The organism is Horticoccus luteus (assembly GCF_019464535.1).
Classification (GTDB): Bacteria; Verrucomicrobiota; Verrucomicrobiia; order Opitutales; family Opitutaceae; genus Horticoccus; species Horticoccus luteus.
On record NZ_CP080507.1, the window covers coordinates 937,350 to 963,313 of the forward strand.

At 58.3% G+C, this 25,964-nt stretch carries 32 protein-coding genes and 1 tRNA gene; all 33 read left to right on the plus strand.

From position 1 onward, the window contains the following. The first annotated feature begins 69 nt into the window (after positions 1–69). The 33 genes from tuf to rplO all read left to right on the plus strand — a co-directional run bounded on the left by tuf (position 70) and on the right by rplO (position 25,954). Positions 70–1,260, plus strand: a complete 1,191-nt coding sequence (gene tuf, locus K0B96_RS03620) for an elongation factor Tu (RefSeq protein ID WP_220163947.1) — start codon at positions 70–72, stop codon at positions 1,258–1,260. Positions 1,261–1,342: 82 nt separating this feature from the next. Then, positions 1,343–1,418, plus strand: a tRNA-Trp gene (locus K0B96_RS03625). A gap of 11 nt (positions 1,419–1,429) precedes the next feature. Then, positions 1,430–1,633, plus strand: coding sequence for a preprotein translocase subunit SecE (gene secE / locus K0B96_RS03630; protein ID WP_220163949.1), 204 nt, complete (start codon positions 1,430–1,432; stop codon positions 1,631–1,633). Positions 1,634–1,642: 9 nt separating this feature from the next. After that, complete coding sequence (gene nusG, locus K0B96_RS03635; protein ID WP_220163951.1) at positions 1,643–2,221, plus strand: transcription termination/antitermination protein NusG; 579 nt, start codon at positions 1,643–1,645, stop codon at positions 2,219–2,221. 62 nt (positions 2,222–2,283) lie between these two features. Further along, positions 2,284–2,709, plus strand: a complete 426-nt coding sequence (gene rplK / locus K0B96_RS03640; RefSeq protein WP_220163952.1) for a 50S ribosomal protein L11 — start codon at positions 2,284–2,286, stop codon at positions 2,707–2,709. Between the two features lie 98 nt (positions 2,710–2,807). Then, positions 2,808–3,503, plus strand: coding sequence for a 50S ribosomal protein L1 (gene rplA, locus K0B96_RS03645; protein ID WP_220163954.1), 696 nt, complete (start codon positions 2,808–2,810; stop codon positions 3,501–3,503). Positions 3,504–3,518: 15 nt separating this feature from the next. Beyond that, positions 3,519–4,016, plus strand: coding sequence for a 50S ribosomal protein L10 (gene rplJ, locus K0B96_RS03650; protein ID WP_220163956.1), 498 nt, complete (start codon positions 3,519–3,521; stop codon positions 4,014–4,016). Positions 4,017–4,153: 137 nt separating this feature from the next. Then, complete coding sequence (rplL, locus tag K0B96_RS03655; protein WP_220163958.1) at positions 4,154–4,528, plus strand: 50S ribosomal protein L7/L12; 375 nt, start codon at positions 4,154–4,156, stop codon at positions 4,526–4,528. 164 nt (positions 4,529–4,692) lie between these two features. After that, positions 4,693–8,469 carry a DNA-directed RNA polymerase subunit beta gene (rpoB, locus tag K0B96_RS03660; protein WP_220163960.1) on the plus strand — a complete coding sequence of 1,259 codons (3,777 nt, stop codon included), beginning with the start codon at positions 4,693–4,695 and terminating at the stop codon, positions 8,467–8,469. 40 nt (positions 8,470–8,509) lie between these two features. Further along, the gene (gene rpoC / locus K0B96_RS03665) at positions 8,510–12,658 is read left to right on the plus strand and encodes a DNA-directed RNA polymerase subunit beta' (RefSeq protein WP_220163962.1); all 4,149 of its coding nucleotides are present in this window, start codon (positions 8,510–8,512) and stop codon (positions 12,656–12,658) included. 542 nt (positions 12,659–13,200) lie between these two features. Next, on the plus strand, positions 13,201–13,578 hold the full coding sequence (gene rpsL / locus K0B96_RS03670; RefSeq protein ID WP_220163964.1) for a 30S ribosomal protein S12: 378 nt from the start codon (positions 13,201–13,203) through the stop codon (positions 13,576–13,578). Between the two features lie 28 nt (positions 13,579–13,606). Then, on the plus strand, positions 13,607–14,080 hold the full coding sequence (gene rpsG / locus K0B96_RS03675; protein ID WP_220163966.1) for a 30S ribosomal protein S7: 474 nt from the start codon (positions 13,607–13,609) through the stop codon (positions 14,078–14,080). 21 nt (positions 14,081–14,101) lie between these two features. Then, a complete protein-coding gene (fusA, locus tag K0B96_RS03680) occupies positions 14,102–16,294 on the plus strand; it encodes an elongation factor G (protein ID WP_220163968.1) in 2,193 nt (730 codons plus the stop codon). Between the two features lie 21 nt (positions 16,295–16,315). Continuing rightward, positions 16,316–16,624 (plus strand): 30S ribosomal protein S10, encoded by a 309-nt coding sequence (gene rpsJ, locus K0B96_RS03685; RefSeq protein WP_220163970.1) that lies wholly within the window; start codon positions 16,316–16,318, stop codon positions 16,622–16,624. A 105-nt stretch (positions 16,625–16,729) separates the two neighbouring features. Continuing rightward, positions 16,730–17,380: a 50S ribosomal protein L3 gene (gene rplC / locus K0B96_RS03690; protein ID WP_220163972.1), complete on the plus strand. Its 651-nt coding sequence runs from the start codon at positions 16,730–16,732 to the stop codon at positions 17,378–17,380. 17 nt (positions 17,381–17,397) lie between these two features. Then, positions 17,398–18,030 carry a 50S ribosomal protein L4 gene (gene rplD, locus K0B96_RS03695; protein WP_220163974.1) on the plus strand — a complete coding sequence of 211 codons (633 nt, stop codon included), beginning with the start codon at positions 17,398–17,400 and terminating at the stop codon, positions 18,028–18,030. Beyond that, positions 18,030–18,311 (plus strand): 50S ribosomal protein L23, encoded by a 282-nt coding sequence (rplW, locus tag K0B96_RS03700; RefSeq protein WP_220163976.1) that lies wholly within the window; start codon positions 18,030–18,032, stop codon positions 18,309–18,311. Before rplD ends, rplW begins: the two co-directional genes overlap by 1 nt. 28 nt (positions 18,312–18,339) lie before the next feature. After that, positions 18,340–19,206, plus strand: a complete 867-nt coding sequence (rplB, locus tag K0B96_RS03705; RefSeq protein ID WP_220163977.1) for a 50S ribosomal protein L2 — start codon at positions 18,340–18,342, stop codon at positions 19,204–19,206. 18 nt (positions 19,207–19,224) lie between these two features. Further along, positions 19,225–19,500 carry a 30S ribosomal protein S19 gene (gene rpsS / locus K0B96_RS03710; protein ID WP_220163979.1) on the plus strand — a complete coding sequence of 92 codons (276 nt, stop codon included), beginning with the start codon at positions 19,225–19,227 and terminating at the stop codon, positions 19,498–19,500. A 90-nt stretch (positions 19,501–19,590) separates the two neighbouring features. Then, a complete protein-coding gene (gene rplV / locus K0B96_RS03715) occupies positions 19,591–19,932 on the plus strand; it encodes a 50S ribosomal protein L22 (RefSeq protein ID WP_220166381.1) in 342 nt (113 codons plus the stop codon). 9 nt (positions 19,933–19,941) lie between these two features. Then, a complete protein-coding gene (gene rpsC / locus K0B96_RS03720; protein WP_220163981.1) occupies positions 19,942–20,574 on the plus strand; it encodes a 30S ribosomal protein S3 in 633 nt (210 codons plus the stop codon). Between the two features lie 33 nt (positions 20,575–20,607). Continuing rightward, entirely contained in the window at positions 20,608–21,030 is a 423-nt protein-coding gene (gene rplP, locus K0B96_RS03725) for a 50S ribosomal protein L16 (protein WP_220163983.1), read from the plus strand. Between the two features lie 29 nt (positions 21,031–21,059). Next, entirely contained in the window at positions 21,060–21,263 is a 204-nt protein-coding gene (gene rpmC, locus K0B96_RS03730) for a 50S ribosomal protein L29 (protein ID WP_220163984.1), read from the plus strand. Positions 21,264–21,289: 26 nt separating this feature from the next. After that, a complete protein-coding gene (gene rpsQ / locus K0B96_RS03735) occupies positions 21,290–21,658 on the plus strand; it encodes a 30S ribosomal protein S17 (protein WP_220163987.1) in 369 nt (122 codons plus the stop codon). Between the two features lie 29 nt (positions 21,659–21,687). After that, positions 21,688–22,053, plus strand: coding sequence for a 50S ribosomal protein L14 (rplN, locus tag K0B96_RS03740; RefSeq protein ID WP_220163989.1), 366 nt, complete (start codon positions 21,688–21,690; stop codon positions 22,051–22,053). A gap of 1 nt (position 22,054) precedes the next feature. Next, positions 22,055–22,318, plus strand: a complete 264-nt coding sequence (gene rplX / locus K0B96_RS03745) for a 50S ribosomal protein L24 (RefSeq protein WP_220163991.1) — start codon at positions 22,055–22,057, stop codon at positions 22,316–22,318. A gap of 105 nt (positions 22,319–22,423) precedes the next feature. After that, positions 22,424–22,993: a 50S ribosomal protein L5 gene (gene rplE / locus K0B96_RS03750; protein WP_220163993.1), complete on the plus strand. Its 570-nt coding sequence runs from the start codon at positions 22,424–22,426 to the stop codon at positions 22,991–22,993. 94 nt (positions 22,994–23,087) lie between these two features. After that, entirely contained in the window at positions 23,088–23,393 is a 306-nt protein-coding gene (gene rpsN, locus K0B96_RS03755) for a 30S ribosomal protein S14 (protein ID WP_220163995.1), read from the plus strand. A gap of 57 nt (positions 23,394–23,450) precedes the next feature. Beyond that, on the plus strand, positions 23,451–23,846 hold the full coding sequence (gene rpsH, locus K0B96_RS03760) for a 30S ribosomal protein S8 (RefSeq protein ID WP_345779923.1): 396 nt from the start codon (positions 23,451–23,453) through the stop codon (positions 23,844–23,846). A gap of 13 nt (positions 23,847–23,859) precedes the next feature. Beyond that, on the plus strand, positions 23,860–24,405 hold the full coding sequence (gene rplF, locus K0B96_RS03765; protein WP_220163999.1) for a 50S ribosomal protein L6: 546 nt from the start codon (positions 23,860–23,862) through the stop codon (positions 24,403–24,405). A gap of 27 nt (positions 24,406–24,432) precedes the next feature. Beyond that, complete coding sequence (gene rplR, locus K0B96_RS03770; RefSeq protein ID WP_220164001.1) at positions 24,433–24,795, plus strand: 50S ribosomal protein L18; 363 nt, start codon at positions 24,433–24,435, stop codon at positions 24,793–24,795. A gap of 8 nt (positions 24,796–24,803) precedes the next feature. Further along, positions 24,804–25,424: a 30S ribosomal protein S5 gene (gene rpsE / locus K0B96_RS03775; RefSeq protein WP_425602960.1), complete on the plus strand. Its 621-nt coding sequence runs from the start codon at positions 24,804–24,806 to the stop codon at positions 25,422–25,424. 83 nt (positions 25,425–25,507) lie between these two features. Continuing rightward, complete coding sequence (rplO, locus tag K0B96_RS03780; RefSeq protein ID WP_220164003.1) at positions 25,508–25,954, plus strand: 50S ribosomal protein L15; 447 nt, start codon at positions 25,508–25,510, stop codon at positions 25,952–25,954. Positions 25,955–25,964: the final 10 nt, after the last annotated feature.

The following is a 25,964-nucleotide window of genomic DNA, read 5'->3' on the forward strand; positions in this document are numbered from 1 at the left end:
GCGCCGCAAACTCTTGCGGCGTTCCAGCAGAGGTCAATTTCTCACACTTAACCACAAACTCAAATCCACATGGCTAAAGGAACATTCGAACGCAAGAAGCCGCACGTCAACGTTGGCACGATCGGCCACGTCGATCACGGTAAAACCACGCTGACGACCGCGATTCTCGCGTGTCAGGCGCGCAAAGGCCTCGCTGAGGTCAAGTCCTACGCGGACATCGCGAAGGGCGGCACCGTGCGTGACGCTTCAAAGATCGTCACCATCTCGGTGGCCCACGTGGAATACGAGTCCGATAAGCGCCACTATGCGCACGTCGACTGCCCGGGGCACGCCGACTTCGTGAAGAACATGATCACGGGCGCGGCGCAGATGGACGGCGCGATCCTGGTCGTGTCGGCTGCTGACGGCCCGATGCCGCAGACCAAGGAACACGTGCTGCTCGCCCGCCAAGTCGGTGTGCCGAATATCGTGGTGTTCCTCAACAAGGTCGACCTCATCGACGACCCGGACCTCCTCGAGCTCGTGGAAGAAGAAATCCGCGATCTTCTGACGAAGTATCAATTTGACGGCAAGAACGCCAAGATCATCCGCGGGTCCGCCACCGCTGCGCTCGAAGGCAAGCCCGAGGGCGAAAAAGCGATCGCGGAATTGATGGAAGCCATTGACAGCGAGATCGCCGAGCCGGTCCGCGAGATGGACAAGCCGTTCCTGATGTCGGTGGAAGACGTGTTTTCGATCACGGGTCGCGGCACCGTCGCCACCGGTCGTATCGAGCGCGGCGTCTGCAAGCTCAACGACACCGTGGAAATCGTCGGCCTCCGGGACACGACGACGACCGTTGTGACGGGCATCGAGATGTTCCGCAAGCTGCTCGACGAAGGGCAAGCGGGCGACAACGTCGGTCTGCTCCTTCGTGGTGTGGATAAGGAAGGCATCGAGCGCGGACAGGTTGTCGCGGCGCCGAAGTCGATCACTCCGCACAAAAAGGCGAAGGCGGAGATCTACGTCCTCGGTAAAGACGAAGGTGGCCGTCACACGCCGTTCTTCAACGGATACCGTCCGCAGTTCTATTTCCGCACGACCGACGTCACCGGGGTCATCGAACTGCCGAAGGGCGTTGAGATGATCATGCCGGGCGACAACATCGCCGTGGAAATTGACCTCATCGCGCCGATCGCCATGGAAAAGACCCAGAAGTTCGCCATCCGCGAGGGTGGCCGCACCATCGGTGCGGGTCGCATCACGGAAATTATCCAGTAAGATCCGTCCGCCGTTTCGTTTAACGACCCGCCGAGGATACGCCTTCGTGTCCTCGGCGCCGTCGTCTAAGAAAGCAATCCACAGGGGTGTAGCTCAATTGGTAGAGTAGCGGTCTCCAAAACCGTTGGTTGGGGGTTCGATTCCCTCCGCCCCTGCCAGCTCAGAATCCATGAAAAACCCGTTCCGCAGCACACGCATCTTCGTCGGTGAAATGATCGGCGAGCTTCAAAAAGCTTCGTGGCCGACGCGCACTGAGCTGCGCGATTCCACGATCATCGTCATTGTCGCGGTGCTCATTCTCGGGCTTTTCACCAGCATCACCGATTTCTCCCTGTATTCAGTCGTGGACCTGTTCACGTCCTGGGTCAGCTAACTTTTACCCATGTCTGCGCCAACAACCGCGCCTGCGGACTCCCAGTGGTTCGCTCTTCACACGCTCTCCGGTCAGGAGAACAAGGTGAAGAACTACATCGAGCGATTCAAGAAAGCGGAAGAGCTCGAGGACTCGATTTTCGAAGTCTTGCTGCCGACGGAAGTGGTTTCTGAGGTCAAGGGTGGCAAGAAGTCGACGAAGGTTCGCAAGCTTTATCCCGGTTACGTCTTCATCCAGATGCGCCTCTATGGTGAGGACGGCAAAGTCATCAACAAGCCGTGGTATTTCGTGAAAGAAGTCGCCGGCGTGATCGGCTTCGTCGGTGGCGACCATCCCGCCGCCTTGCGCCAATCGGAAATCGATGAGATTCGCGCTCGCATCGAAGCAGCCAACGGCAAGGAAGTGCCGAAAGTGCAATACTCGGTGGGCGAGGAAGTGAAGATCACCGATGGCGCGTTCGCCAACCTCACCGGCCGGATCGATGAGATCGATCCGGATCGCGGTAAATTGAAGATTTCTGTTTCCATTTTCGGCCGTTTTACGCCGGTCGAGCTCGAATACTGGCAGGTGCAACGCAACACCGAGTGATGCGACGCCTCTTTGTCACCGCCGCCCTCCGCTAAAGAAAACACCCGCCACTCCTCCCTCCCATGGCCAAGAAAATCCAAGGCTACATCCGTCTTCAGCTGCCCGCCGGCGCCGCGAATCCCGCGCCTCCGGTAGGCCCCGCGCTCGGTGCCCAAGGCGTCAATATCATGGCGTTTTGCAAAGACTTCAATGCGCGCACCAAAGACCAGAACGGCATGATCCTGCCGGTCGTCATCACGGTCTATACAGACAAGAGCTTCACGTTCATTCTGAAGTCTCCCCCGGCCGGTGTCCTCCTCAAGAAGGCGGCCAATATCGCGTCGGGATCCGGCAAGCCCAATGTCGAGAAGGTCGGTAAAGTGACCCGCAAGCAGCTGGCCGAGATCTGGAAGCTCAAGAAGGCCGACATGAATGCCAAAGACGAAGAAGCTGGTATCCGGACCATCGCCGGCACCGCCCGCAACATGGGCATCGAGGTCATCGACTAACACTTTCGCAGCAAGACCCGGCGACCGCCCGGTTGCGCTGCATTCAAACCAACTCACCGCGGGAGTCTTACCGACGTTCGCACCGCAAGGAGTCCTACATGCCCAAACTGCACAGCAAACGCTACAACAGCGCCGCCAAGGTTGCTGACCTCGTAAAGGAATATCCGCTCAAAGAAGCGGTCGACGTCCTCGCGAAGTTTCCGAAAGCCAAGTTCGACGAGACCGTCGAGCTCTCATTCCGCCTGGGCGTCGATGCGACGTCGGGCGACCAAAACGTGCGTGGCACCACTCCGTTGCCCCATGGCTCGGGCAAGAAGGTGCGCGTCCTAGTGTTCACTGACGATCCGCAAAAGGCGATCGCGGCGGGCGCTGATCACGCCGGTTTGCAGGACATGATGCAAAAAATCAACGAGGGGTGGCTCGACTTCGACGTGGCGATTGCGACCACGGAGGCGATGAAGACGGTCCGCACCATCGCGCGCGTCCTCGGCCCCAAAGGCCTCATGCCGAATCCCAAATCCGGCACCGTCACCGACGATATCGTCGCGGGCATCAAGGCCGTGAAGGCCGGCCGCGTGGAGTACAAAATGGACAAGACGGCGAACATCGGCGTCGGCATCGGCAAACGTTCGTTCACCGGTGAGCAGATTTTGGAGAATGCCCAGTCGGTCATCGATGCGATCGGCAAGGCCAAGCCCTCCGGTTTCAAGGGCAACTACATCCGCAGCATCTTCATTTCCTCGAGCATGAGCCCGGGCGTGAAGATTGCGTCGACGGAATACAGCAAATACTAAAGCGAGGCCCGACCCATGAGAGCCGAAAAACAATTCCTGATCGACGAGGTGCAAGCGCACCTCAAAAAGTCCGATTACGTCATTCTCGCGAACTTCACGAAGGTGACGGTCGCCGATGTCGCCAAATTGCGCGCGCAATTGGCGGCAGAAAACGCCGAGTATCACGTCGTTAAAAACAGCTCGTTGCGGGTGGCTGCGAAAGCATTGGGTTTGCCCGATATCGACAGCGCGCTGGCGGGCCAGACCGCCATCGTCGTCGGCGGAAAAACACCGTATGCCGTGGCGAAGGTGCTGAAGGGCTTCTTCAAGGACACCCAGAAGCTCGAGGTGAAGATTGGCGTGATTGAAAAGAAGCCGATCTCCGCCGAAGAACTGTCGCAATTGGCTGACTTGCCGTCGATGGACGTGCTTCGCGCCCAATTGCTGGGCTTGTTCACGCAGCACGGCGCGGCGTTTGTTCGCGTCCTCAACGAGAAGGTCAAAAAGGAGCAGCCTGCTGCTCCTGCGGCCTGAATCCCGTCTTACCAACCTTTAACCCAGATTTTTCCGACGCGAGTCGGAGAATAAAACATCAAACGCTTAGATCTAGGAGATACGTCTCTTAAATGCGCGGCTCCATCGCCGCCGCTAGACGAGAGCAGAAGAGTACCATGAGCAATATCACCAAAGACCAAGTTATCGAGTGGCTGTCCGCTCAGCCGATTCTCGAGCTCGCGCAGCTCGTCAAGGACCTCGAAGGCAAGTGGGGCGTATCCGCCGCCGCCTCTGTCGCCGCGGCCCCGGCCGCCGCTGCCGCTCCCGCAGCCGAGGCGCAGACCGAGTTCACCGTTGTCCTCAAGGAAGCGGGCGCGAACAAGATTGGCGTCATCAAGGAAGTGCGCGCGATCACTGGCCTCGGCCTCAAGGAGGCCAAGGACTTGGTCGAAGGCGCGCCGAAGCCCGTGAAGGAAAACGTCGCGAAGGCCGAAGCCGAGGATCTCAAAAAGAAACTCGAAGCGGCCGGTGCGAAGGTGGAGCTCAAATAAGCTTTGCCGGTTTTTTCCGCACAACTTCCGATTTCTTCAGGACAGGCCGCGTTTCCGTGCGGCCTGTCCTTTGCCTTTTTCCGGTTAGTACCTTTGTTAGTCCGTCGCGCCTCATCGTAAGAGTCGCGACATTTTGATTTTTGCCCTCCTCAACGGGAATTCCCATGGCCGATCGTCACCAAACAGAACGCGTCAACTTCGGCAAGCTCCGCGAAGTCATCCAGCCGCCCAACCTGATCGAAATCCAGATCACGTCGTATCTCGATTACCTTCAAAAAGGCGTGCCCGAGAAACAGCGCAAGCCGCAAGGCCTTGAGGCCGTTTTCCGTGAGGTGTTTCCCATCGAGTCTTACGATGGCCGGCTTACGCTGGAATACGTTTCCTACAATCTGGGCGAGCCGAAAAGCTCCGAGATCGACTGCATCCGCGATGGCACGACCTACTCGGTGCCGCTTTACGTGAAGCTGCGCCTGCGCGAAGAAGATTTCATCAAGGATGAGGATATCTATATGGGCGAGATCCCGATGGTGACGGAGCGTGGCTCCTTCATCATCAACGGGGCCGAGCGCGTCGTCGTCTCGCAATTGCATCGTTCGCCGGGCATTGCCTTCGAAGTCACGCCGCACCCGAACGGCAAGCTTTTGCATTCGTTCCGCATCATTCCGGATCGCGGGACTTGGCTGGAAGTGCAGTTCGATAATAATGATTTGCTCTACGTCTATCTCGATCGTCGCCGCCGTCGCCGTAAGTTCCTGATCACGACGTTGCTTCGCGCCATCGGCTTTTCGAACGACATCGATCTGCTCAATCTGTTCTACGAGATTAAGGAGCTCAAGGTTGCGAAGGCTCTTGACCTCGAAAACGTCAGTTCGCTCGTGCTCGTGGAAGATGCGATCGACGCCCAAAAGGGCGTGGTGCTGGCCCGCGCGTTTGAACCTCTCACGAAAGCGGTCGTCCGTACGTTCGAGAAACACGACATCACGTCGATGCGTGTCATCGACACATCGTTGGACGATGGCGCCATTATCCGCGCGCTAAAGAAGGATCCAACCCGCAACGAAGAGGAGGCGCTCAAGGAAATCTATAAGCGCCTTCGTCCGGGCGAGCCGCCGACCACCGCCAATGCGAAGGCGTTGCTCAAGCGACTGTTCTTCGACCCGAAGCGTTACGATCTCGGGCGCGTTGGTCGTTACAAGATCAACCAGAAGCTGGGCCTCAAGGCGGAGATTGAACAACGCATCCTCGAGAGCGCAGACGTGGTCGCGGCGACGAAATATTTGGTGCGCCTGAAAAAGGGCGAAGGTGTCGTCGATGATATTGACCACTTGGGTTCGCGCCGCGTCCGCACGGTGGGCGAGTTGCTCGCCAATCAATGCCGTGTCGGCTTGAGCCGCACGGAACGCTTGGTGCGCGAGCGCATGACGATGTATGATCAGAGCGTCGACTCGATCACGCCGCAGAAGCTCATCAACCCGAAAGCTCTCACGACGGTCATTCGCGACTTCTTCGCCCGCAGTCAGCTCTCGCAGTTCATGGATCAGATCAACCCGCTGGCCGAGGTGACGCATAAGCGCCGCCTTTCCGCGCTCGGGCCGGGTGGTCTTAACCGCGAACGGGCCGGCTTCGAGGTGCGCGACGTCCATCCGTCGCACTACGGGCGAATCTGCCCGATCGAGACCCCGGAAGGTCCGAACATCGGTCTGATCAACTCCCTGTCGACGTATGCTCGCGTCAACGAATTTGGTTTCATCGAGACGCCCTATCGCACCGTCAAAGACGGTCGCGTGACGGACAAGATCGACTATCTCACGGCGGATCAGGAAGAGGCTAAAGTGATCGCTCAGGCGAACGCCGAGATCGACGACAAAGGCCATTTCGTCGGCAAAGTCACTGTGCGAAAGGACGGCGAATTTCTCGAAGTCCCGGCGGACGAAGTCGACTTCATGGACGTCTCGCCCAAGCAGGTGATTTCGATCGCGGCTGGAATGATCCCGTTCCTCGAGCACGACGATGCGAATCGCGCCCTCATGGGTGCGAACATGCAGCGCCAAGGTGTGCCGCTGCTCCAGGCGGAAGCGCCTTTCGTCGGCACGGGCATCGAAGAACGCGTGGCGCGCGATTCGAAGATCGTGGTTGTCGCGGAAGAAGCGGGTGTAGTGGCGGCGGTTGACGCCAAACGCATCGTCATCACGCGCGACGGGGACTTGCCGCGCAATCTCAAGAACGATCCGAAAAACGGCGTTCGCATCTACGAGCTGCGCAAGTTCATGCGTTCCAACGCAGGCACTTGCTTCAATCAACGGCCGATCGTCAAGCAGGGCCAAAAGATCAAGGCCGCGCAGATTATCGCTGACGGTCCGTCGACCGATCAGGGTGAAATGGCACTCGGACGCAATGTGCTTGTGGGCTTCATGCCCTGGAACGGTTATAACTTCGAAGACGCGATCCTGATTTCCGAAAAGGTTCTCAAGGAAGACATCTTCACTTCGATCCATATTCAGGAGTTCGAAGTGACGGCGCGTGATACCAAGCTCGGGCCGGAAGAAATCACGCGGGATATCCCGAATGTGGGTGAAGAGGCGCTCAAAAACCTCGACCATAACGGCGTCATCCGGATCGGCGCGGAAGTGAAACCTGGCGACATCCTCGTCGGCAAGATCACGCCCAAGTCCGAAACCGAACTCGCTCCGGAAGAGAAGTTGCTGCGCGCCATCTTCGGCGAAAAGGCCGCGGATGTGAAGGACACCTCTCTGGTGGTCCCGTCCGGTGCGGCCGGCATTGTGATGGACGTGAAGGTTTCTTCCCGGATCGATAATCAGGAGGAGAAGCTTTCTCCGTCCGATCGTCGTCGTCAGGTGAAGCAGATCCAAGAGGAATACAAAACGCAGATGGACAAGTTGCGCGAGGGTCTCACCGAGGCTCTTTCCAACATTCTCCTCGGCGAGAAGATTCCGCTCGATGTCATCAACGGCGAGACCGGTGAAATCATCATCCCCGCCAATCGCAAGATCACCAAGACCTTGCTCCGCAAACTCGCGGCGGTGTCGAAGCACGTCCAGATCGACCCGTCGCCGGTGCGCATCAAGATCATGGAGATCATCGGCTCGTATCAGACGAAGTTCGACGAGCTCGAGACGGATCGCGAACGCAAGATCGGCGCGATCGAAGCGGGCGAGGGCGACGGCACGGGTGCGATCAAGCAGGTGAAGGTCTACATCGCTACGAAGCAAAAGCTCGAAGTCGGTGACAAGATGGCAGGTCGTCACGGTAACAAGGGTGTGGTCGCCAAGATCGTGCCCGAGGAAGATATGCCGTTCCTCCCGGATGGCACGCCGATCGAAATCTGCCTCAACCCGTTGGGCGTGCCTTCGCGCATGAACATTGGGCAGGTGCTCGAGACGCATCTCGGTTGGGCCTGCAAAAAGCTGGGTCTCAAAATCGCCACGCCGGTATTCGACGGCATTCCGGAAAAGAAAATCCGCGAATACCTCCGCGATGCGAAGCTGCCGCCCTCCGGCAAGACTCCGCTGTTCGACGGCCGCACCGGCGAGAAGATCGACCAAGAAGTCGTCGTTGGCTACATCTACATGATGAAGCTGAACCATCTCGTGTCGCACAAGATTCACGCCCGCGCGGTCGGTCCGTATTCGCTCGTGACGCAGCAGCCGTTGGGCGGCAAAGCCCAATATGGCGGTCAGCGTTTCGGCGAAATGGAAGTGTGGGCGCTCGAAGCGTATGGCGCGGCGCACACCCTCCAAGAACTGCTCACCGTCAAGTCCGACGACGTGCAGGGACGCACCAAGATCTACGAGTCGCTCGTCAAGGGTGACAACACCCTGACGGCCGGCACGCCGGAATCCTTCAACGTGTTGATCAAGGAAATCCAGTCCCTCGGTCTCGATATCAAGCTTAACAAACGTGATGCGCTGGCGCTCGGCTAAGCCGCGCCGCGCCAAGTTCTCACCTAACGGGAGATTATAAATGAGTATCCAACCTAACGAAGCTGCCGGTTCGATCGCGCGCGATGAGGCCCGGGCTGCGCTCGGCCTCGATGAGAATCCGTTCGACTGCGTTTCGATCACCGTCGCGTCGCCCGACACCATCCGCAAATGGTCGAAGGGCGAAGTCAAGAATCCCGAGACGATCAACTATCGCACCTTCAAGCCCGAGCCGGGTGGTCTCTTCTGCCAGAAGATCTTCGGCCCGGTGCGCGACTACGAGTGCGCCTGCGGAAAATACAAACGCATCAAATACAAGGATGTGGTCTGCGATCGCTGCGGCGTCGAAGTGACGATTGCGCGCGTTCGTCGCGAACGCATGGGCCACATCGAGCTCGCGGTGCCGGTGGCGCATATCTGGTTTCTGAAGTCGATGCCGAGCCGCCTCGGTTTGTTGCTCGATATGACGGCGCGCTCCCTTGAGCGCGTGATCTACTATGAGAACTTCATGGTCGTCGATCCGGGCAAAACGCCGCTCGAACCGCGTCAGTTGCTGACCGATTCCGAGTATCGTCAGGCGCTCGAAGAATACGGTGACGATTCCTTTGTGGCGAAGATGGGTGCGGAAGCCGTGCGCGATTGCCTCAAGGCGATGGACATGGATGCGACGGTGGCCGAGTTGCAGGAGCAGATGCGCGCCACGCGTTCGAAGCAGATCAAGAAGAAGCTCTCGAAGCGTCTCAAGGTTATCCAAGGCTTCATTCATTCCCGCAGCCGTCCCGAGTGGATGGTGCTCGAAGTGTTGCCCGTGATCCCGCCGGATCTGCGTCCGCTCGTTCCGCTGGAAGGCGGCCGCTTCGCAACCTCCGATCTCAACGATCTCTATCGGCGCGTCATCAACCGCAACAATCGGTTGAAGAACCTGATGCAGCTCAAAACGCCGGACGTTATCATCCATAATGAAAAGCGCATGCTGCAAGAGGCCGTAGACGCGCTCTTCGACAACGGTCGCCACGGGCGCCCCGTCACCGGTGCCGGCAATCGGCCCTTGAAGTCCCTCTCGGACATGCTCAAGGGCAAGCAGGGTCGTTTCCGGCAGAATTTGCTCGGCAAGCGCGTCGACTATTCGGGCCGTTCGGTCATTGTCATCGGTCCTGAGCTCAAGCTCAACCAATGCGGTTTGCCCAAGAAAATGGCGCTCGTGTTGTTCGAGCCCTTCATCATTCGCCGTCTTAAGGAGCTTGGCTTCGTGCACACCGTCCGCGGTGCGCGCAAGATGATCGAGAAGAAGTCGCCGGAAGTTTGGGACATTCTTGAAGAGGTGACGAAGGGCCATCCGGTGCTGCTGAACCGCGCACCGACGCTCCATCGCCTGTCGATTCAGGCTTTTGAACCGACCTTGATCGAAGGCGAGGCCATCCGTATTCATCCCCTCGTCTGCACCGCTTACAACGCGGACTTCGACGGCGATCAAATGGCCGTCCACGTGCCGCTTTCCTTGGAAGCGATCATGGAGTGCAAGCTCCTCATGATGGCGACGTCGAACATCTTTTCGCCATCGTCGGGCAAGCCGATCCTCACGCCGTCGCAGGACATCGTTCTCGGGGCGTATTATCTCACGATCGAACCACGCAAGAAGCTGGAAAAAGGGACGCATGTTCCTCTGCTCAGCGGCCTCCAAGAGGTGCTCTACGCGAAAGCGGACGGAGCCCTCAAGGTCCACGATTGGGTCGAAATCCCCAACCCGGATTTTGGCCGCGAGACGGTGTTCGGGAATAAGGAAAAGCGCACCCTCCGCTCAACGGTAGGCCGCGTGATCTTCAACCAAATCTGGCCGGCCGCGCTGGGTTTCGTGAATTTCCCGGTTCCGAAAGCCAAGTTGGGCGATCTGATTCTAAACACCTACAAAACGTCGGGCAACCACGTCACGGTGGAGACCCTCGACAAGCTCAAGGAACTCGGCTTCCAGACTGCGTTTCAAGCGGGTATTTCGATCGGTATCGACGACATGATCATTCCGGAGGCGAAGAAAGATATCGTCGCCGACACCCGGAAGAAAATCGCGGAAGTCGAAGCCCAGTTTAACAAGGGCATCATCACCGAAGGCGAGCGGAAGAACAAAGTCATCGATCTCTGGACCAGCACGACCGATCGCATCGCGAAGGAAGTGTTCACCAAACTCGAAGGCAACGATGGCCGCCCTGAAGTGAACCCGGTTTACATCATGATGGACTCGGGTGCGCGCGGTAACAAACAGCAGGTCCGCCAGCTTTGCGGCACTCGCGGTTTGATGGCCAAGCCCTCCGGCGAAATCATCGAACGGCCGATTTTGTCCTCATTCCGCGAGGGCCTCACGGTGCTCGAATACTTCATCTCGACCCACGGTGCCCGCAAGGGTCTCGCGGATACCGCGCTCAAGACCGCGGACGCTGGCTATCTCACGCGCAAACTTTGCGACGTGGCGATGGACGTCATCATCGCGGAAGACGATTGCGGTTCGCGCGATGGCGTTTGGAAGAAGGCGATCTTCGAGGGCGACGACGAAATCGTCGGCCTGCGTGAACGCATTGTGGGACGCTTCTCCAGCGACGATATCTATAATCCGCTCAATCCCACCGAACTGCTGCTTGGTTCGGGCGAGCTGATCTCGGAAGAGGTCGCGAGCCGCATTGAGGATGTCGGTATCGAGCGCGTCAAAGTCATGTCGCCGCTCACGTCGCCCACCAAGGACGGCATCGATGCCAAATCTTACGGCATCAACCCCGCGACCAACCGCGTGGCGAAAATCGGCGACTCTGTCGGCATCATCGCAGCGCAATCGATCGGTGAACCTGGCACGCAGCTCACGATGCGAACCTTCCACATCGGTGGTGTCGCCTCTGGCGGCTTCAAGATGCCGGAAATTCGCGTCCGCGCCGCCGGCCGGGTGAAATATCGCGGGTTGCGACTTGTCGGCACCGCCGAAGGCGCCGCCATCGTCCTCAATAAAACGGGCACCATCCAGATCCTCGATGCCGAGGAAAAGGAATTGGAAACCTACAATATTGTGGTCGGCTCATTCCTGCACGTCGCCGATGGCGCGCAGATTGAGAAAGGCGCCGTGCTCGCGCAGTGGGATCCTTACAACATTCCGGTGCTCTCTGAAAAGGGCGGTGGTTTGGCGTTCAAGGACATGATTCCTGGGGTCACCGTGAAACGTGAACTCGACGAATCAACCGGTCGGATCGCGACCGTCGTCATCGAACACAAGGAGGATCTCAATCCGCAGATCGAAGTGCGCGACGCGAAGGGCAAGCCCCTCGCTGCTTACTCTATTCCAGTCGGTGCACAGATCGCGGTGAACGAAGGCGACACCATCGCTCCCGGCGCTTTGCTCGCCAAAACCCCGCGCCAAGCATCCAAAACGAAGGACATCACCGGCGGTTTGCCCCGCGTGGCCGAGCTTTTCGAAGCACGTCGCCCGAAGGATGCGGCCGAAATGTCGCGTATCGACGGTATCGTATCGTTTGAAGGCACCGTCCGCGGCAAGCGGAAGCTCGTCGTGAAGAATGACGAGACGGCGCAGGAAGAGGAGCACCTCATCCCGACGGGCAAGCACATCATCGTTCAACCGGGCGACGTTGTGCACAAAGGCCAGCATCTGACGGAAGGCGCCGCCGACCCGCACGAAATCCTGGAAATCCTCGGGCCTTCTGCGCTCTACGACTTCCTGATTTCGCAAGTGCAGGAAGTTTACCGCCTTCAGGGCGTAACGATCAACGACAAGCACATCGAGATCATCATCCGCCAAATGCTCCGCAAAGTTCGCATCACCGATCCGGGCGATAGCGAATACTTCTGGGGCGAACAGGTGGACCGGGCGACGTTCTTGTCAGACAATCGGCGCATCGAAGAGGCCGGCGGCAAGCCCGCGGAAGCGGAGCCGATTCTGCTCGGCATCACGAAAGCGTCGCTCGAAACCGAAAGCTTCATTTCGGCGGCGAGTTTCCAAGAGACGACGCGCGTCCTTACCGACGCGTCAACCCTCGGCAAAATTGACGTCCTGAAGGGCTTCAAAGAAAACGTGATCATGGGCCATTTGATTCCTGCAGGCACGGGCCTCCCGAAGTTCAAGAAGCTCAAAATTACGCTGCCGTTCGGCGCAGATCTTCCGCTGGAGGAGTCTGAGGCCAAGGTTGAAACCGCGAGCTAAGTCGATCGGATCCAACGACGAAAGGCCGCCGGCATATTCGCCGGCGGCCTTTTTGTTTTTGGGCAGCATCTTCGTTGCAGAAAACGACAGGGATTCCCACGCGCGCACCGGGCCGATAGCATCTGCCAAGGCGAGCGAGCGTGCCCAGCAGATTGGCGAAGAGAGCGGGGAACCGGCTTGCCAAATGAGTCGCTTCGCCCTGGAACACTCAGAGCGATTGCAAGAGAACAAGCACTAGCTGCTGAGCGAAAGTTGGGGTGAGGGAACGTGTTTCAAGCGGGCAGGGCAGAATGATCAGGCGTTTTCTTTCGGCGTGCGGGAATTCTTCTTGAAGTATTCCAGGCGGCGCGGCTTGCTCGTCAGCTCCCTTCGTCACTTCGCTGTCTTCTGGCTTTTGCCAGACACACAAGTCGCCGCGAAATCCGGAATGAAGACCGGAAATTCGCGTTTATCTTTTCTTTTTGCCAAAAACTTCTTGCCGAGTTTTTGGCAGAAGGTAGCGTCTTCCCCTTTTCTCGAATTTTCACTCTGTCCCTCTCGTTATGCCGACCATCAACCAACTCGTGCGGAAAGGCCGCCGCAAAGTGCGCACCAAGTCCAAGTCTCCTGCTTTGGACGGAAACCCGTTCCGCCGCGGCGTGTGCGTGCAGGTCATGACCCGCACGCCGAAGAAGCCGAACTCGGCCATTCGTAAGGTCGCGAAAGTTCGTCTGACCAATGGCAGCGAAGTCATTTCCTACATTCCAGACGAAGGGCATAATCTGCAGGAGCACTCGATCGTCCTGGTGCGCGGCGGCCGCGTAAAGGATCTCCCTGGCGTTCGCTACCACATCGTGCGTGGCACGTTGGATGCGACCGGCGTGGAAAAGCGTCGTCGCTCGCGGTCGAAGTATGGCGTCAAGCGCCCGAAGGCCAAGTAACATCCGTTTCTCTTAACCTACTTAAGTCATGTCACGTCGTCACAGAGCAGAGAAACGCCACGTCGAACCGGATATTCGCTACAGCAGCCCGTTAGTCGCGCATCTGGTCAACGTCATCATGAAGAGCGGGAAGAAGAATCTCGCCCAGCGCATCGTCTATGGTGCGTTCGAGAAGGTTTCGGAGAAGCTGGAGAAGGGTGATCCCGTTGATCTCTTGCTGGGTGCGCTGGAAAATGCGCGTCCCCGTCTCGAGGTGAAGAGCCGTCGCGTCGGTGGTGCGACCTACCAAGTGCCGATCGAAATTTCGTTTGAACGGCAGGAATCTCTGGCGTTGCGCTGGATCGTCGACGCCGCTGGCAGCCGTAAAGGCGTGCCGATGAAGGACGCTCTCGCGACCGAAATCATCGACGCCTACAATAACACGGGCACGGTGGTTAAGAAGAAGGAAGATACTCACAAGATGGCGCAGGCCAATCGCGCCTTCGCCCACCTCCGCTGGTAAGGTTAACCCGCCTCTTTGCTCATGTCTGCTGCCTCTGCACCTGCTATCACTGTCGTTACCGACAAAGCCAAAGTTTCGCCCGCGAACGCTAAAGATCGTCCGTTCCCGCTCGAATGGACGCGTAACATCGGAATCGCCGCGCATATCGATGCGGGCAAGACCACGACCACTGAGCGCATTTTGTTTTACTCTGGTGCTGTCCATAAGATGGGCGAAGTGCATGAAGGCACGACGGTGACCGATTGGATGGAGCAGGAACGCGAGCGCGGTATCACCATCACCGCGGCCGCTATCTCGTGCGCTTGGAATGCTTCTTGCGGCCCATGGAAGGGGATCAAGCAGCGCATTAATATTATTGATACTCCTGGACACGTTGACTTCACCGCTGAAGTCGAGCGTTCGCTCCGGGTGCTCGACGGGGCCGTCGCTGTGTTCGACGCGGTCGCGGGTGTGCAACCCCAATCTGAGACCGTATGGCGTCAGGCAAACAAGTACAAGGTGCCGCGCATCGCGTTCATCAACAAAATGGACCGCGTCGGAGCGGATTTCCACCGCGCCATTGACGACATCCGCACCAAGCTTAAGGGCAACGCGCACGCTCTCTTCCTCCCTATCGGCAAAGAAGAGAACTTCACGGGTCTGATCGACCTCGTGCAGATGATCGCTTATACCTTCGAAGACTCGAACGACTCTTTGGGCTTGGTTCCGATTACGGGTGAAATCCCCGCTGAGTTGCTCGCTGAGGCCCAGTCCTATCGCGAAAAACTTCTAGAGGCGGTTTCGGACTTCGATGACGTTATCGCCGAAAAGTATCTCGGCGGTGAGGAAATCAGCGTCGGCGAGTTCATGCTGGCCGTGCGCAAGGCGACGATTTCGCTTAATTTCTGCGGCGTCGTTCCTGGCTCGGCCTTCAAAAAGAAAGGCATCCAGCGCCTGCTCGATTGCGTTGTGAATTACCTTCCCAGCCCGATCGACGTTCCGCCCATGGCCGGCGAAGATAGCGACGGCAAGCCGGTCGAAGCTCCCGTGGACGATAAAGCGAAGCTTTCCGGCTTGGCGTTCAAACTTTGGAACGACCCCTTCGTGGGCAAAATCGTTTTTTATCGCGTGTATTCGGGGTTTCTGCCGAAGGGCATGTCGGTCTACAATCCCCGCACGCGGCGCAGTGAACGCGTTTCGCGTCTCGTTTTGATGCGGGCCATGGACCGCGAAGAAATCGACAAGGCCTACTGTGGAGATATTTGTGCTCTCGTAGGCGTGAAGGACGTCATCACCGGTGACACCCTGTGCGACGAAGATTTTGATATTCGCTTGGAACCGCCGTCTTTCCCAGAGCCGGTTATCTCGATGTCAATCGAGCCGAACTCGAAGGCCGACCAAGAAAAGATGGGCACAGCGCTCCAACGCCTGGTGGCGGAAGATCCCACCCTGCGTGTCAGCACCGATCCGGATTCCGGCCAGACGATTCTCGCCGGCATGGGTGAACTTCACCTGGATATCATTCGGGATCGCATGAAGCGCGAGTTCAAGGTCGAGGCGACTTCGGGTAAACCGCAGATTGCCTACCGGGAAACCGTCCTCAATGCGGCGGAAGGGGAGGGCAAGTTTATCCGCCAGTCAGGCGGCAAGGGCCAATACGGTCACGTCGTGATCAAGCTCGAGCCGAATGAAAAAGGCAAAGGCGTCGAAGTGGTTAACGAAATCGTGGGTGGCTCGATTCCCAAGGAATTCATCAAGCCTGCCACCGAAGGAATTCTCGAAGGATGTAACAATGGTGTCGTCGCCGGCCACCCGGTGGTTGATGTCATCATCCGCATCGTCGACGGTTCATTCCATGAAGTCGACTCGTCGGAACTCGCGTTCAAAATGGCCGGCATCTTCGCTTTTAAGGATGCGATGAAGAAGGCGAACCCGATCTTGCTCGAGCCGATCATGGGCGTCGAAGTGACCACCCCGGAAGAATATCAGGGCGATCTCATCGGCGACATCAACCGCCGCCGTGGAAGCATCCAAGGCATCGAAAACAAGGCCGGCGCCTGTGTTATCACCTCCGTTGTACCGCTCGAAATGCTTTTTGGTTATGTAACAGATATTCGCTCCCTTTCCAAGGGACGCGCTTCTGCCGCCATCTCGCCGTCACATTTCGAGCAGGTGCCAAATTCACTTCTCGCCAAGATTGTCGAGACCTCGTCGAAGGCTCCGGCCCGCAGCTAAACCCGTTCTTTCCCTCACGCCATGAAAGGCCAACGCATCCGCATCAAGCTTCAAGGCTTCGACTATCGAGTCATCGATCAGTCTGCCTCGGAGATCGTCGAGACCGCCAAGCGCTCCGGCGCCCGCGTCTCCGGGCCCATCCCGCTGCCGACCCGAATTGACAAGCTCTCCGTCAACCGCTCCCCGCACGTCGATAAGAAGTCGATGGAGCAGTTCGAAACGCGCACTCACAAGCGCCTCATTGATATTATCGAGCCGACCGCGCAAACGGTCGATGAACTGAAAAAGCTCAACCTCCCTTCAGGCGTCGATATCACCATTAACGTTTGAATCCATAAGTCCACAGTTAGCAGTTGCTCACGTGCGCCCGCGCACCGCTGAGCCCCTTCTAATGTAGGTCCTTAAACGGAAACCCTTCCACCTACCGCTTAGCCCATGATCTCGGAAATTTTAGGCAAAAAACTCGGCATGACGCAGGTCTACGACGCGCAAAACGTCCTAGTCCCCGTCACCGTGGTCGAAGCCGGCCCATGCCCGGTTGTGCAGGTCAAAACGACCGCCACTGACGGCTACAATGCCGTGCAACTCGGCTTCTCTGCTTTAAAGGCGAAAAACGCCTCGAAGGCCGAAAAAAGTCACGCGGCGAAAGCCGGCCTCAGCGCCGCGCCCCGCGTTCTCAGCGAAGTTCGCCTGGACGACGCCCCCTCCGTGAAGGTCGGCGATGTCGTGACAGTCGAGAACTTCAAGGAAGGCCAGCTTGTTGACGTCATTGGCGTTACCAAGGGCAAAGGCTTCCAAGGCGTCGTTAAACGTTTTCGCGTCGCTGGCGGTCCTGCCGCGCACGGCTCGATGTTTCACCGCCGGATTGGTTCGGTTGGTATGCGCCAGACCCCCGGGCGGGTGTGGAAGAACCAAGCCATGCCGGGCCACATGGGCAGCGAGAAACGCACCATGCAAAACCTTCGCGTGGTGAAAATCATCGCGGACAAGAATCTGATCCTCGTGCGGGGTGCGATTCCTGGAGCAAATGGTGACGATGTTGTCGTGCGCACCGCGATCAAGGGCCAGCCCCGGTCGGCGCAGTGACCAAGAGGAGATAACCCATGAAGCTTAAAGTTTTCAGTGCCGATGGCACCCAAAGCCGCGAACAGGAGTTCGGGCTGCCCACATTCGACGGAGACAAAGGCCTCCAAGCGGTGAAGGAAGTGATCGTTGCGATCAATGCCAACAACCGCCAAGGCACGCATTCGACCAAAACCCGCGGCGAAGTTCGCGGCGGCGGCAAGAAGCCCTGGCGCCAAAAGGGCACCGGCCGCGCTCGGGCTGGTTCTATTCGCTCGCCCTTGTGGGTCGGCGGTGGCGTGGTGTTTGGCCCCAAGCCCCGCGACTACTCGAAGAAGATTAACGGCAAGGTGAAGCAACTCGCCTTCAGTCGTGCTCTTTTCGATCGCGCGTCTGCGGGAGAAATTACGGTGATCGACCAGTTTTCTCCGGCGCAGCCGAAGACCAAACTGGTTAACGAAATCGTCGGCCGCATTGCGCCGACAGGGAAGGTGCTGCTCGTGGATGCACCGTTCGCGGCCGACACGCTGCGGGCTGCGCGCAACATTCAACGCGTTTCCCTTCAGGAGGCCGCCAAACTCAACACTCTCGATCTCGCGCAATACAAGACCATCATTGTGAGCACCAAGGCGCTCGAAGCGATCATCGCCCGCGTCAATGGAGGGAAGAACTGATGCAAGCCGACAAAGTACTTAAACTCGTCCGTTTGACGGAGAAGTCGAACAAGCTCAGTTCTGAGCTCGGCCAATATACCTTCGAGGTTTACGGCAACGCCACCAAACACACCATCGCGCAAGCCGTTGAGCAGACCTTTAAGGTCACTGTCCGGCGCGTGAACGTCCAAAACTATCGCGGCAAAAACAAGAAGAGCCGCACCGGCCGCCCGAGCGTCGCCTCCGATTTCAAAAAGGCGATCGTGACGCTCAAGGCCGGCGACAAGATCGAGCTCGTTTAACACGATCGTCGCACCGGAGTAATCCACCATGCCTATCAAACCTTTTCGTCCCCTGACGCCCTCGCAGCGCTTCACCTCCCTCAGCAAACATGAGGGATTGTCGAAGAAGCGCCCGGAGCGTGCATTGACCGAGCCCAAGCCGAAGACCGGCGGGCGCAATGCCTATGGCCGCATCACCTCGCGTCATCGCGGCGGTGGCCACAAGCAGCTCTACCGGATCGTTGATTTCAGACGCGATATTCTCGATATGCCGGCCCGGGTGCAGGCACTGGAATACGATCCGAACCGCACCGCTCATCTCGCCTTGGTGGCTTACGCCAACGGAGAGAAACGCTACATTCTTGCGCCTAAAGGCCTGAGTGTGGGCGATTCGATTTTCGCGTCTAACAAGGCGTCTCTGAACGACTATAACGTCGGCAACAATTTCCCCTTGGAGATCATTCCGGCGTCGACCCGTCTGCATTGTGTTGAGCTCATCCCTGGCCGTGGCGCGCAAATCGCTCGCAGTGCAGGGGCAGGCCTCGAACTCGTGGCAGTGGAAAACGGCCGTGCCACCATCAAGATGCCTTCAGGCGAACTTCGCTATGTGAACCCGAAATGCCGCGCCACGATTGGCGAAATTGGCAACGGCGACCATGGCAATCAGTCGCTCGGCAAGGCGGGTCGCAGTCGCTGGCTTGGCATCCGTCCGACCGTGCGCGGCGTGGCCATGAATCCGGTCGATCACCCCAACGGCGGTGGTCAAGGCAAGTCCAAGGGTGGTGGCGGTCGCCAACAACTCGTCTCCCCGTGGGGCCAGTTGGCGAAGGGCTTCCCAACCCGCCGTCGTTCGAAATCCTCGAACACGCAGATCATCGTTCACCACAACGGCCGCAAGCCGCGCGGTCAGAAGTAATCCCAGCCCTCTCGCACCATGGCTCGCTCCATCAAAAAAGGCTTTTTCGTCGACTATCACCTGCTCGAGAAGATCGAGAAGGCGACTAAGGCAGGCACGCACCGGCCCATTCAAACCTGGTCCCGGCGCTCGACGATCACACCCGATTTCGTCGGACATACGTTCAACGTTCACAATGGCAAGGCGTTTGTCGCCGTGTATGTGACGGAGAATATGGTCGGTCACAAACTCGGCGAATTCGCGCCGACTCGCGTCTTCAAGTCGCACGGCGGCTTGACCCGCAAAGAAATTTAAACCCAACCGCCTCGCATTAATCCAAAAGGGCAGGGCTTGGCCAACGGCCGCGCCACTGTCGCCGAAATTTTTCGGAATCCCCCCGTCACCATGGAAGTTCAAGCTCTCACCCGCTACGCGCGCATGTCTCCTAAGAAGATGCGTGAAGTGGCCAACACTATCACGGGCCGCAAGGCTCCTGAAGCCGTCGAATATTTGACGCTTATCCCGCGCAAGTCGGCCCGTCTGATCGTCAAGACGCTCAAGTCCGCGATCGCGAACGCTGAAAACAATAACAACCTTTCAGCGGACAGCCTGATCGTGAAGACCGCCGTCATTGAAAACGGACCGGTCCTCAAGCGCTTTAAAGCCGGCGCCCGTGGTTCCGCGATGCCCCGCCGCAAGAAGATGGCTCACATCCGCATCGTCCTCACCGACGGCAGCAACAACTGATTCACTCCCATGGGCCAAAAAACCAATCCTATCGGTTTCCGTCTCGCTGTCCGTCGCAACTGGCAGTCCCGCTGGTATGCCAAGAAGAAGGACATGCCGGCACTCATTCTTGAGGACCAAGTCATCCGCACGAAGCTGATGGAGAAGCTCAAGCAGGCTTCGGTGCCGCGTATCTTCATCGAGCGCGCCGGTAACCGCGTCCGCGTCAAGATCTACACCGCCCGCCCGGGCATCGTCATCGGCAAGAAAGGTCAGCTCGTCGAAGAGATGAAAGCCGACCTCGCCAAGATCACCGGGAAGGATGTCCTGCTCGACATCCAGGAAGTTAAGAAGCCGGAGATCGAAGCTCAACTCGTGGCGGAAAACGTCGCCTTGCAGCTTGAACGCCGCATTGCTTTCCGCCGCGCCATGAAGAAGGCCGTTGAGATGGCCATGGCCTTGGGCGCTGAAGGCATTCGTATCCAATGCTCCGGTCGCCTCGGCGGCACGGACATCGCCCGCCGTGAATGGCAGCGCAAGGGCCGTGTGCCCCTGCATACCCTTCGCGAAAATATCGACTACGGCTTTTCGGAAGCCCGGACCCTCTACGGCAAGATCGGCGTCAAGTGCTGGATCTGCAAAAAAGAGTCCGATAACAACTGATCGTTTCGGACCTCTCAATAGGAGATCATTTCCATGGCTCTCGCTCCCGCCCGTACCAAATACCGCAAGTCCCAGAAGGGCTCTCTCGCCGGCAATGCCAAGCGTGGCAACACGCTCGCCTTCGGCGAATTCGGCCTCCAATCGCTCACGCGCGGTCCCATGACCGGTCAGCAGATTGAAGCGGCTCGCGTCACCATCTCGCGTCACCTCAAGCGCAAGGGCAAACTCTGGATTCGCGTGTTTCCGCACAAGCCGATCACAAAGAAGCCCGCCGAAGTCCGCATGGGCCAGGGCAAAGGTCCCGTCGAATATTACATCGCCCGGATCAAGCCCGGCGCGGTGCTCTTCGAACTCTCCGGTGTCCCTGCGACCGTGGCGAAGGAAGCTTTCCGCCTGGCCGATGCCAAGGTCCCGTTCCGTTGCCGGTTCATCATGCGCGATGGCGCCCTCGTCTGAGCCTGCCAGCCTTTAACCAACGATTAGCCATGACCGCCAAAGAAATCCGCGAACTCGCTCCGGTCGAGATTCAGACCAAGATCCGTGAGACGCGTGAAAAACTCCTTCAACTCCGCCTCCGCAAACAAACCGGACAGGTCGAGAAAACCCACGAGCTGCGCACGCTGCGCAAGGACGTCGCGCGTCTAGAGACCGTCCTGACCGAGAAAAATAAGAAACCTGCCGCTGCCTGAGCGCGCCGCCAACCTGATCATCCGCCATGTCCTCCGCCCAACCCGGCCAGCGCAACCAGCGCAAAATTCTTCTCGGCTTCGTGAGCAGCCGCTCCGGCGATAAGTCCGTCAAGGTCACTGTCGCCTACAAAACGCCGCACCCGCTCTATCACAAGATCGTGAATCGCCAGACCGTTCTCCACGTCCATGACGAGAAGAATGAGACCAAGATCGGCGATCAGGTGCAGATCATGGAAACGCGTCCGCTCAGCCGTCTGAAACGCTGGCGCATCCTGAGCATCGTCACCAAGGCCATCACGTCCGATGCCGTCGCGATCAGCGAGACCGACGTGGCTGCGCAGGTGCCGACCAAGAACTCCACACCCTCCGCCGCGCCCGCCGCGCCGCAGGCCTAAACCCAACCTTTATTTTTCAGGAGGTCGCCATGATTCAACTGCGCTCCATTCTCGAAGTCGCCGATAATACCGGCGCCCGCCGCGCTGCCATGATCAGCCGCAAGGGTCAGAACACGAATACCGCCGGCGTCGGCGATATTATCACTGTGCACATCAAGGAAAGTAACACGGATGCCACGGTGAAAAAAGGCGAGGTGGCGAAAGCCGTCGTCGTCCGCACGAAAGCAGCGGTGCGCCGCGCGGATGGCAGTTATCTCCGCTTCGACAGCAACGCCATCGTGATTATCGATGCGACCAACAATCCCAAGGGCACCCGGATCTTCGGCCCAGTCGCTCGCGAATTGCGCGCGAAAAACTTCATGAAGATCATCTCGCTCGCGCCGGAGGTTCTCTAAAATGAAGAAGTTTCACATCAAACGCGGTGACCAAGTGGTCGTTCTCGCCGGCAGCCAAAAAGGCAAGTCCGGCAAAGTCCTTGAGCTCCTTTCGGCCAAGCAACGTGCGCGGGTCGAAGGCTTGGCGATGATCAAGCGTCACGAGAAGAAATCTGAGCAGAACCCGCAAGGTGCCATTACGGAGCGCGAAGGCTCCATTCACGTTTCAAATCTGATGCTTAAGTCAGTGTTTGACGCCAGCAAGCGCCGCACGCCGGCCGCTTAAGCGAAAGCGCGCTTGCCAAAGGGCGGCTGCGCCTGCGTTAATTAATCTTTTCCCTATTTCACACACTCACTACGCCGCCGGGTCGGAAATCCGGTGGCTCCTTCCATGAGCAAAGTCCCCAGTCTAAAGAAACTCTACACCGAGCAGGTTGTGCCCGAGCTCGTGAAGAGCCGTGGTTACAAAAATCATCATCAGGTGCCGAAGGTCACAAAAGTCGTGATCAACACCGGCATTGATGCCGACGCCGACAAAAACCAGATCACTGACATCCAGCGGGATATCGGTCTGATCACTGGGCAAAAGGCAGTGCTCACGAAGTCGCGCAAAGCGATCGCGAATTTCAAGCTCCGCCAAGGCCAGGTTGTGGGTTCCTTTGTGACCCTTCGTGGCAACAGCATGTGGGAATTTCTGCAGCGCCTCATCGCCGTCGCCCTCCCGACCATCCGCGACTTTCGCGGAATCTCGCCGAAGCTTGATGGCCAGGGCAACTACAACTTGGGCGTGAGCGATCACACCATCTTCCCGGAGATCACGGTCGAGAACGTCAAAAAGCACATGGGTCTCGACATTACGATCGTGACCACAGCGCTGAACGATGACGAAGGCCGGGAACTTCTCCGCCTCCTCGGCATGCCTTTCCGGCGCACCGAGCCGGCCAAAGTCGCCGCCGCTTAAACTCCTTCGATCTTGGATGTGGATATGGAATGACGCGCTCGCGCCGATGAATTCCGCAGCCTGAAGATCTGAATATCAAAATCTAAAGCCGAAAATGCCCAAGACATCCGCCATCGAACGCAATAAAAAGCGCGTCCGACTCTCCGAAAAGTTCAAAGCCAAGCGCGCCGAGTTGAAAGCGCTGCTTGTGAATCCGAAAGCCACCGACGAGGAATTTTTTGCCGCGCAAAAGAGCCTCCAGAAGTTGCCGCGCAACTCGTCCAAGACGCGCATTCGGAATCGTTGCTCTCTCAGCGGTCGCCCCCGCGGCTATATCGGTCACTTTGGCGTTTCCCGTATCACGTTTCGCGAACTGGCCCTGGCGGGCAAGATTCCCGGCGTCATCAAATCCTCCTGGTAAACACTTTGGCTCACGGGGGTCGGATATGACCCGCGCGCCGTAATTTAGAAAACATCCATCATGACTGACCCGATTAGTGATTTCCTTACGCGCCTGCGTAATGCCAGCAAAGCCCGTCTCGACGAGTGCGTTTCGCCGCACTCCGTGATGAAGGAGTCGATTGCTGCCATCCTCAAGAACGAGGGCTACGTAACCGACCTTTCGACGGGCACCGATGCCCAAGGGCACAAGACACTCATCGTGAAGATGAAGTATTCGAACGGGGCCCCGGTTTTGACTGCGTTGAATCGCGTGTCGACGCCCGGCCGCCGTCTCTACTATCGGTATACGGAAATTCCGCGCGTCTTGAATGGCTTGGGTATCAGCATCCTTTCGACATCGAAAGGCCTGCTGAAGGACGCTGACTGCCGCCGCGAAAAAGCGGGTGGCGAGCTGATTTGCAACGTTTGGTAAGGAGCGCACTTCCATGAGCCGCATTGGCAAACAACCCGTTTTAATTCCCGCCAAGGTCAAGGTCGCCGTCAAGGATGGCACCGTGAATGTGGAGGGCCCCAAAGGCAAAGTGTCGAAGCTGTTCGCCGATGCCGTGAAAGTCACCGTCGCTGACGGCAAGGTTACCTTCGCCCCGACTGAGGACACACGTTTTTCGAAAGCGATGTATGGCACCGCGCGTTCGATCGTCGCCGGCATGGTCAAAGGTGTGAGCGAAGGCTTCGCCAAGGACCTCGAAATTCAAGGCGTCGGTTTCAAGGCTGTCCTCAAGGGCAAAGAGCTCGACCTTTCGCTTGGCTATTCGCATCCGGTGATCATGGAAATCCCCGAAGGGATCAAAATCACCATCGCGGACGGCACTCGCGTCCGTGTCGAGGGCTGCGATAAGCAGCTCGTTGGCGCGGTGACCGCCGAGATCCGCAGTTATTACCCGCCGGAGCCTTACAAGGGCAAGGGCGTGCGCATTGTGGGCGAGCATGCTGAACGCGTTCGCCGCAAGGAAGGCAAGACCGTCGCTTAAGGCGCTCTATCAATAAAGGCCGATACCATGAATACTGTTCGTAAAGCCGATCTCCTTCAAAAACGTCGCTGGCGCATCCGCAAAAAAGTCGGTGGCACCGCCGCGCGTCCCCGCCTCAGCGTGCGTTTCACCTCGAAACACGTCTACGCCCAAGCGATCAACGACGATGCCGGCACGACGCTGGTGTTTCTCTCGAGTCTCGATGCCGAACTGCGGCAGAAGAAGCTCCAAGCCAACCTCGCCAGCGCAAAAACTCTCGGCTTGGCCTTCGCGGCCAAGGCCAAAGCTGCTGGCATCAATTCCGTCGTGTTCGATCGCTCCGGCGCTCCTTACCACGGTAAAGTTAAAGTTTTCGCTGATGCCGCCCGCGAAGGTGGGCTGGCGTTTTAATCCGAGCCATGAGCACTGAATCTACTTCCCCCGCCACTGAAGCCGCCGCGCCCGCCGCGACGCCCGCTTCTCATCCGTCACCCGCGCCGTCCCGTTCCTACGGTGGCCAGCGTTCTGGCCAACGCCGCGATGGCGGTCGCCGCGAACAACGTCGTGACGAACCTTCCGTCCCGGGCATGCTGGAGAAGGTCGTTTTCATCAATCGTTGTGCCAAGGTCGTTAAAGGCGGCCGTCGGTTCTCCTTTGCCGCTCTCGCCGTCGTCGGTGATGGCAAGGGCAAGGTGGGCATCGGTTACGGCAAGGCCAACGAAGTGCCCGACGCCATTAAAAAGGGTACGGCCAACGCGCATAAGCACCTCGTCAGCGTGAAGTTGAAAGGCGACACGATTCCGCACGATGTCTTCGGCGAATACGATGGTGGCCGCGTTCTCTTGCGTCCCGCCACGTCCGGCACGGGCTTGATCGCCGGTGGCGCCGTTCGCGCTGTGCTCGAGGCTGCGGGTGTGAAAAACGTTCTCACCAAGTCGATGGGTTCGAACAATCACATCGCGGTCGTCCACGCCACCCTCCACGCTCTCCAGCAGTTGCGCCTGAAGGCCGATATCAAGGTTCTTCGCCAAGCAAGCTGAGCAGATTTTAATCCGAGTTCCATCGTCTCTCGTTGAGCGTTTTACGCTCCGAGACGGGTGGGGCGCCCAAAATTAGGAAAACTATGAGACTCCACGAACTTAAGAACGTCGCCGGTGCGGTGCATCGCAAGAAGCGCGTCGGCTGCGGCGAAGGCGGCGGCCACGGCAAGACCAGCGGTCGCGGCGGTAAAGGCCAGAGCGCCCGCTCGGGTAGCAGCATCCGCCCCGGTTTCGAAGGCGGCCAGATGCCGCTTTACCGTAAACTGCCGCATCGCGGTTTTAATCAAGCGGCTTTCCGGGTCGAACCGGCCATTGTGAATGTGGGCGACCTCGAGTCTCTCGACGCTTCAATCACCGAGATCAATCTTGAGGTGCTCGGCGCCAACGGTCTGGTCCGACGCGACGAGAAGCTGCTCAAGGTTCTGGGCAATGGCGAAATCAGCCGCGCCCTCAAGGTCACCGCTCAAAAGTTTTCGGAGTCGGCGAAAGCCAAAATCGAAAAAGCCGGCGGTCAGGCGATCGTCGCCTGAGTCGGGCAGC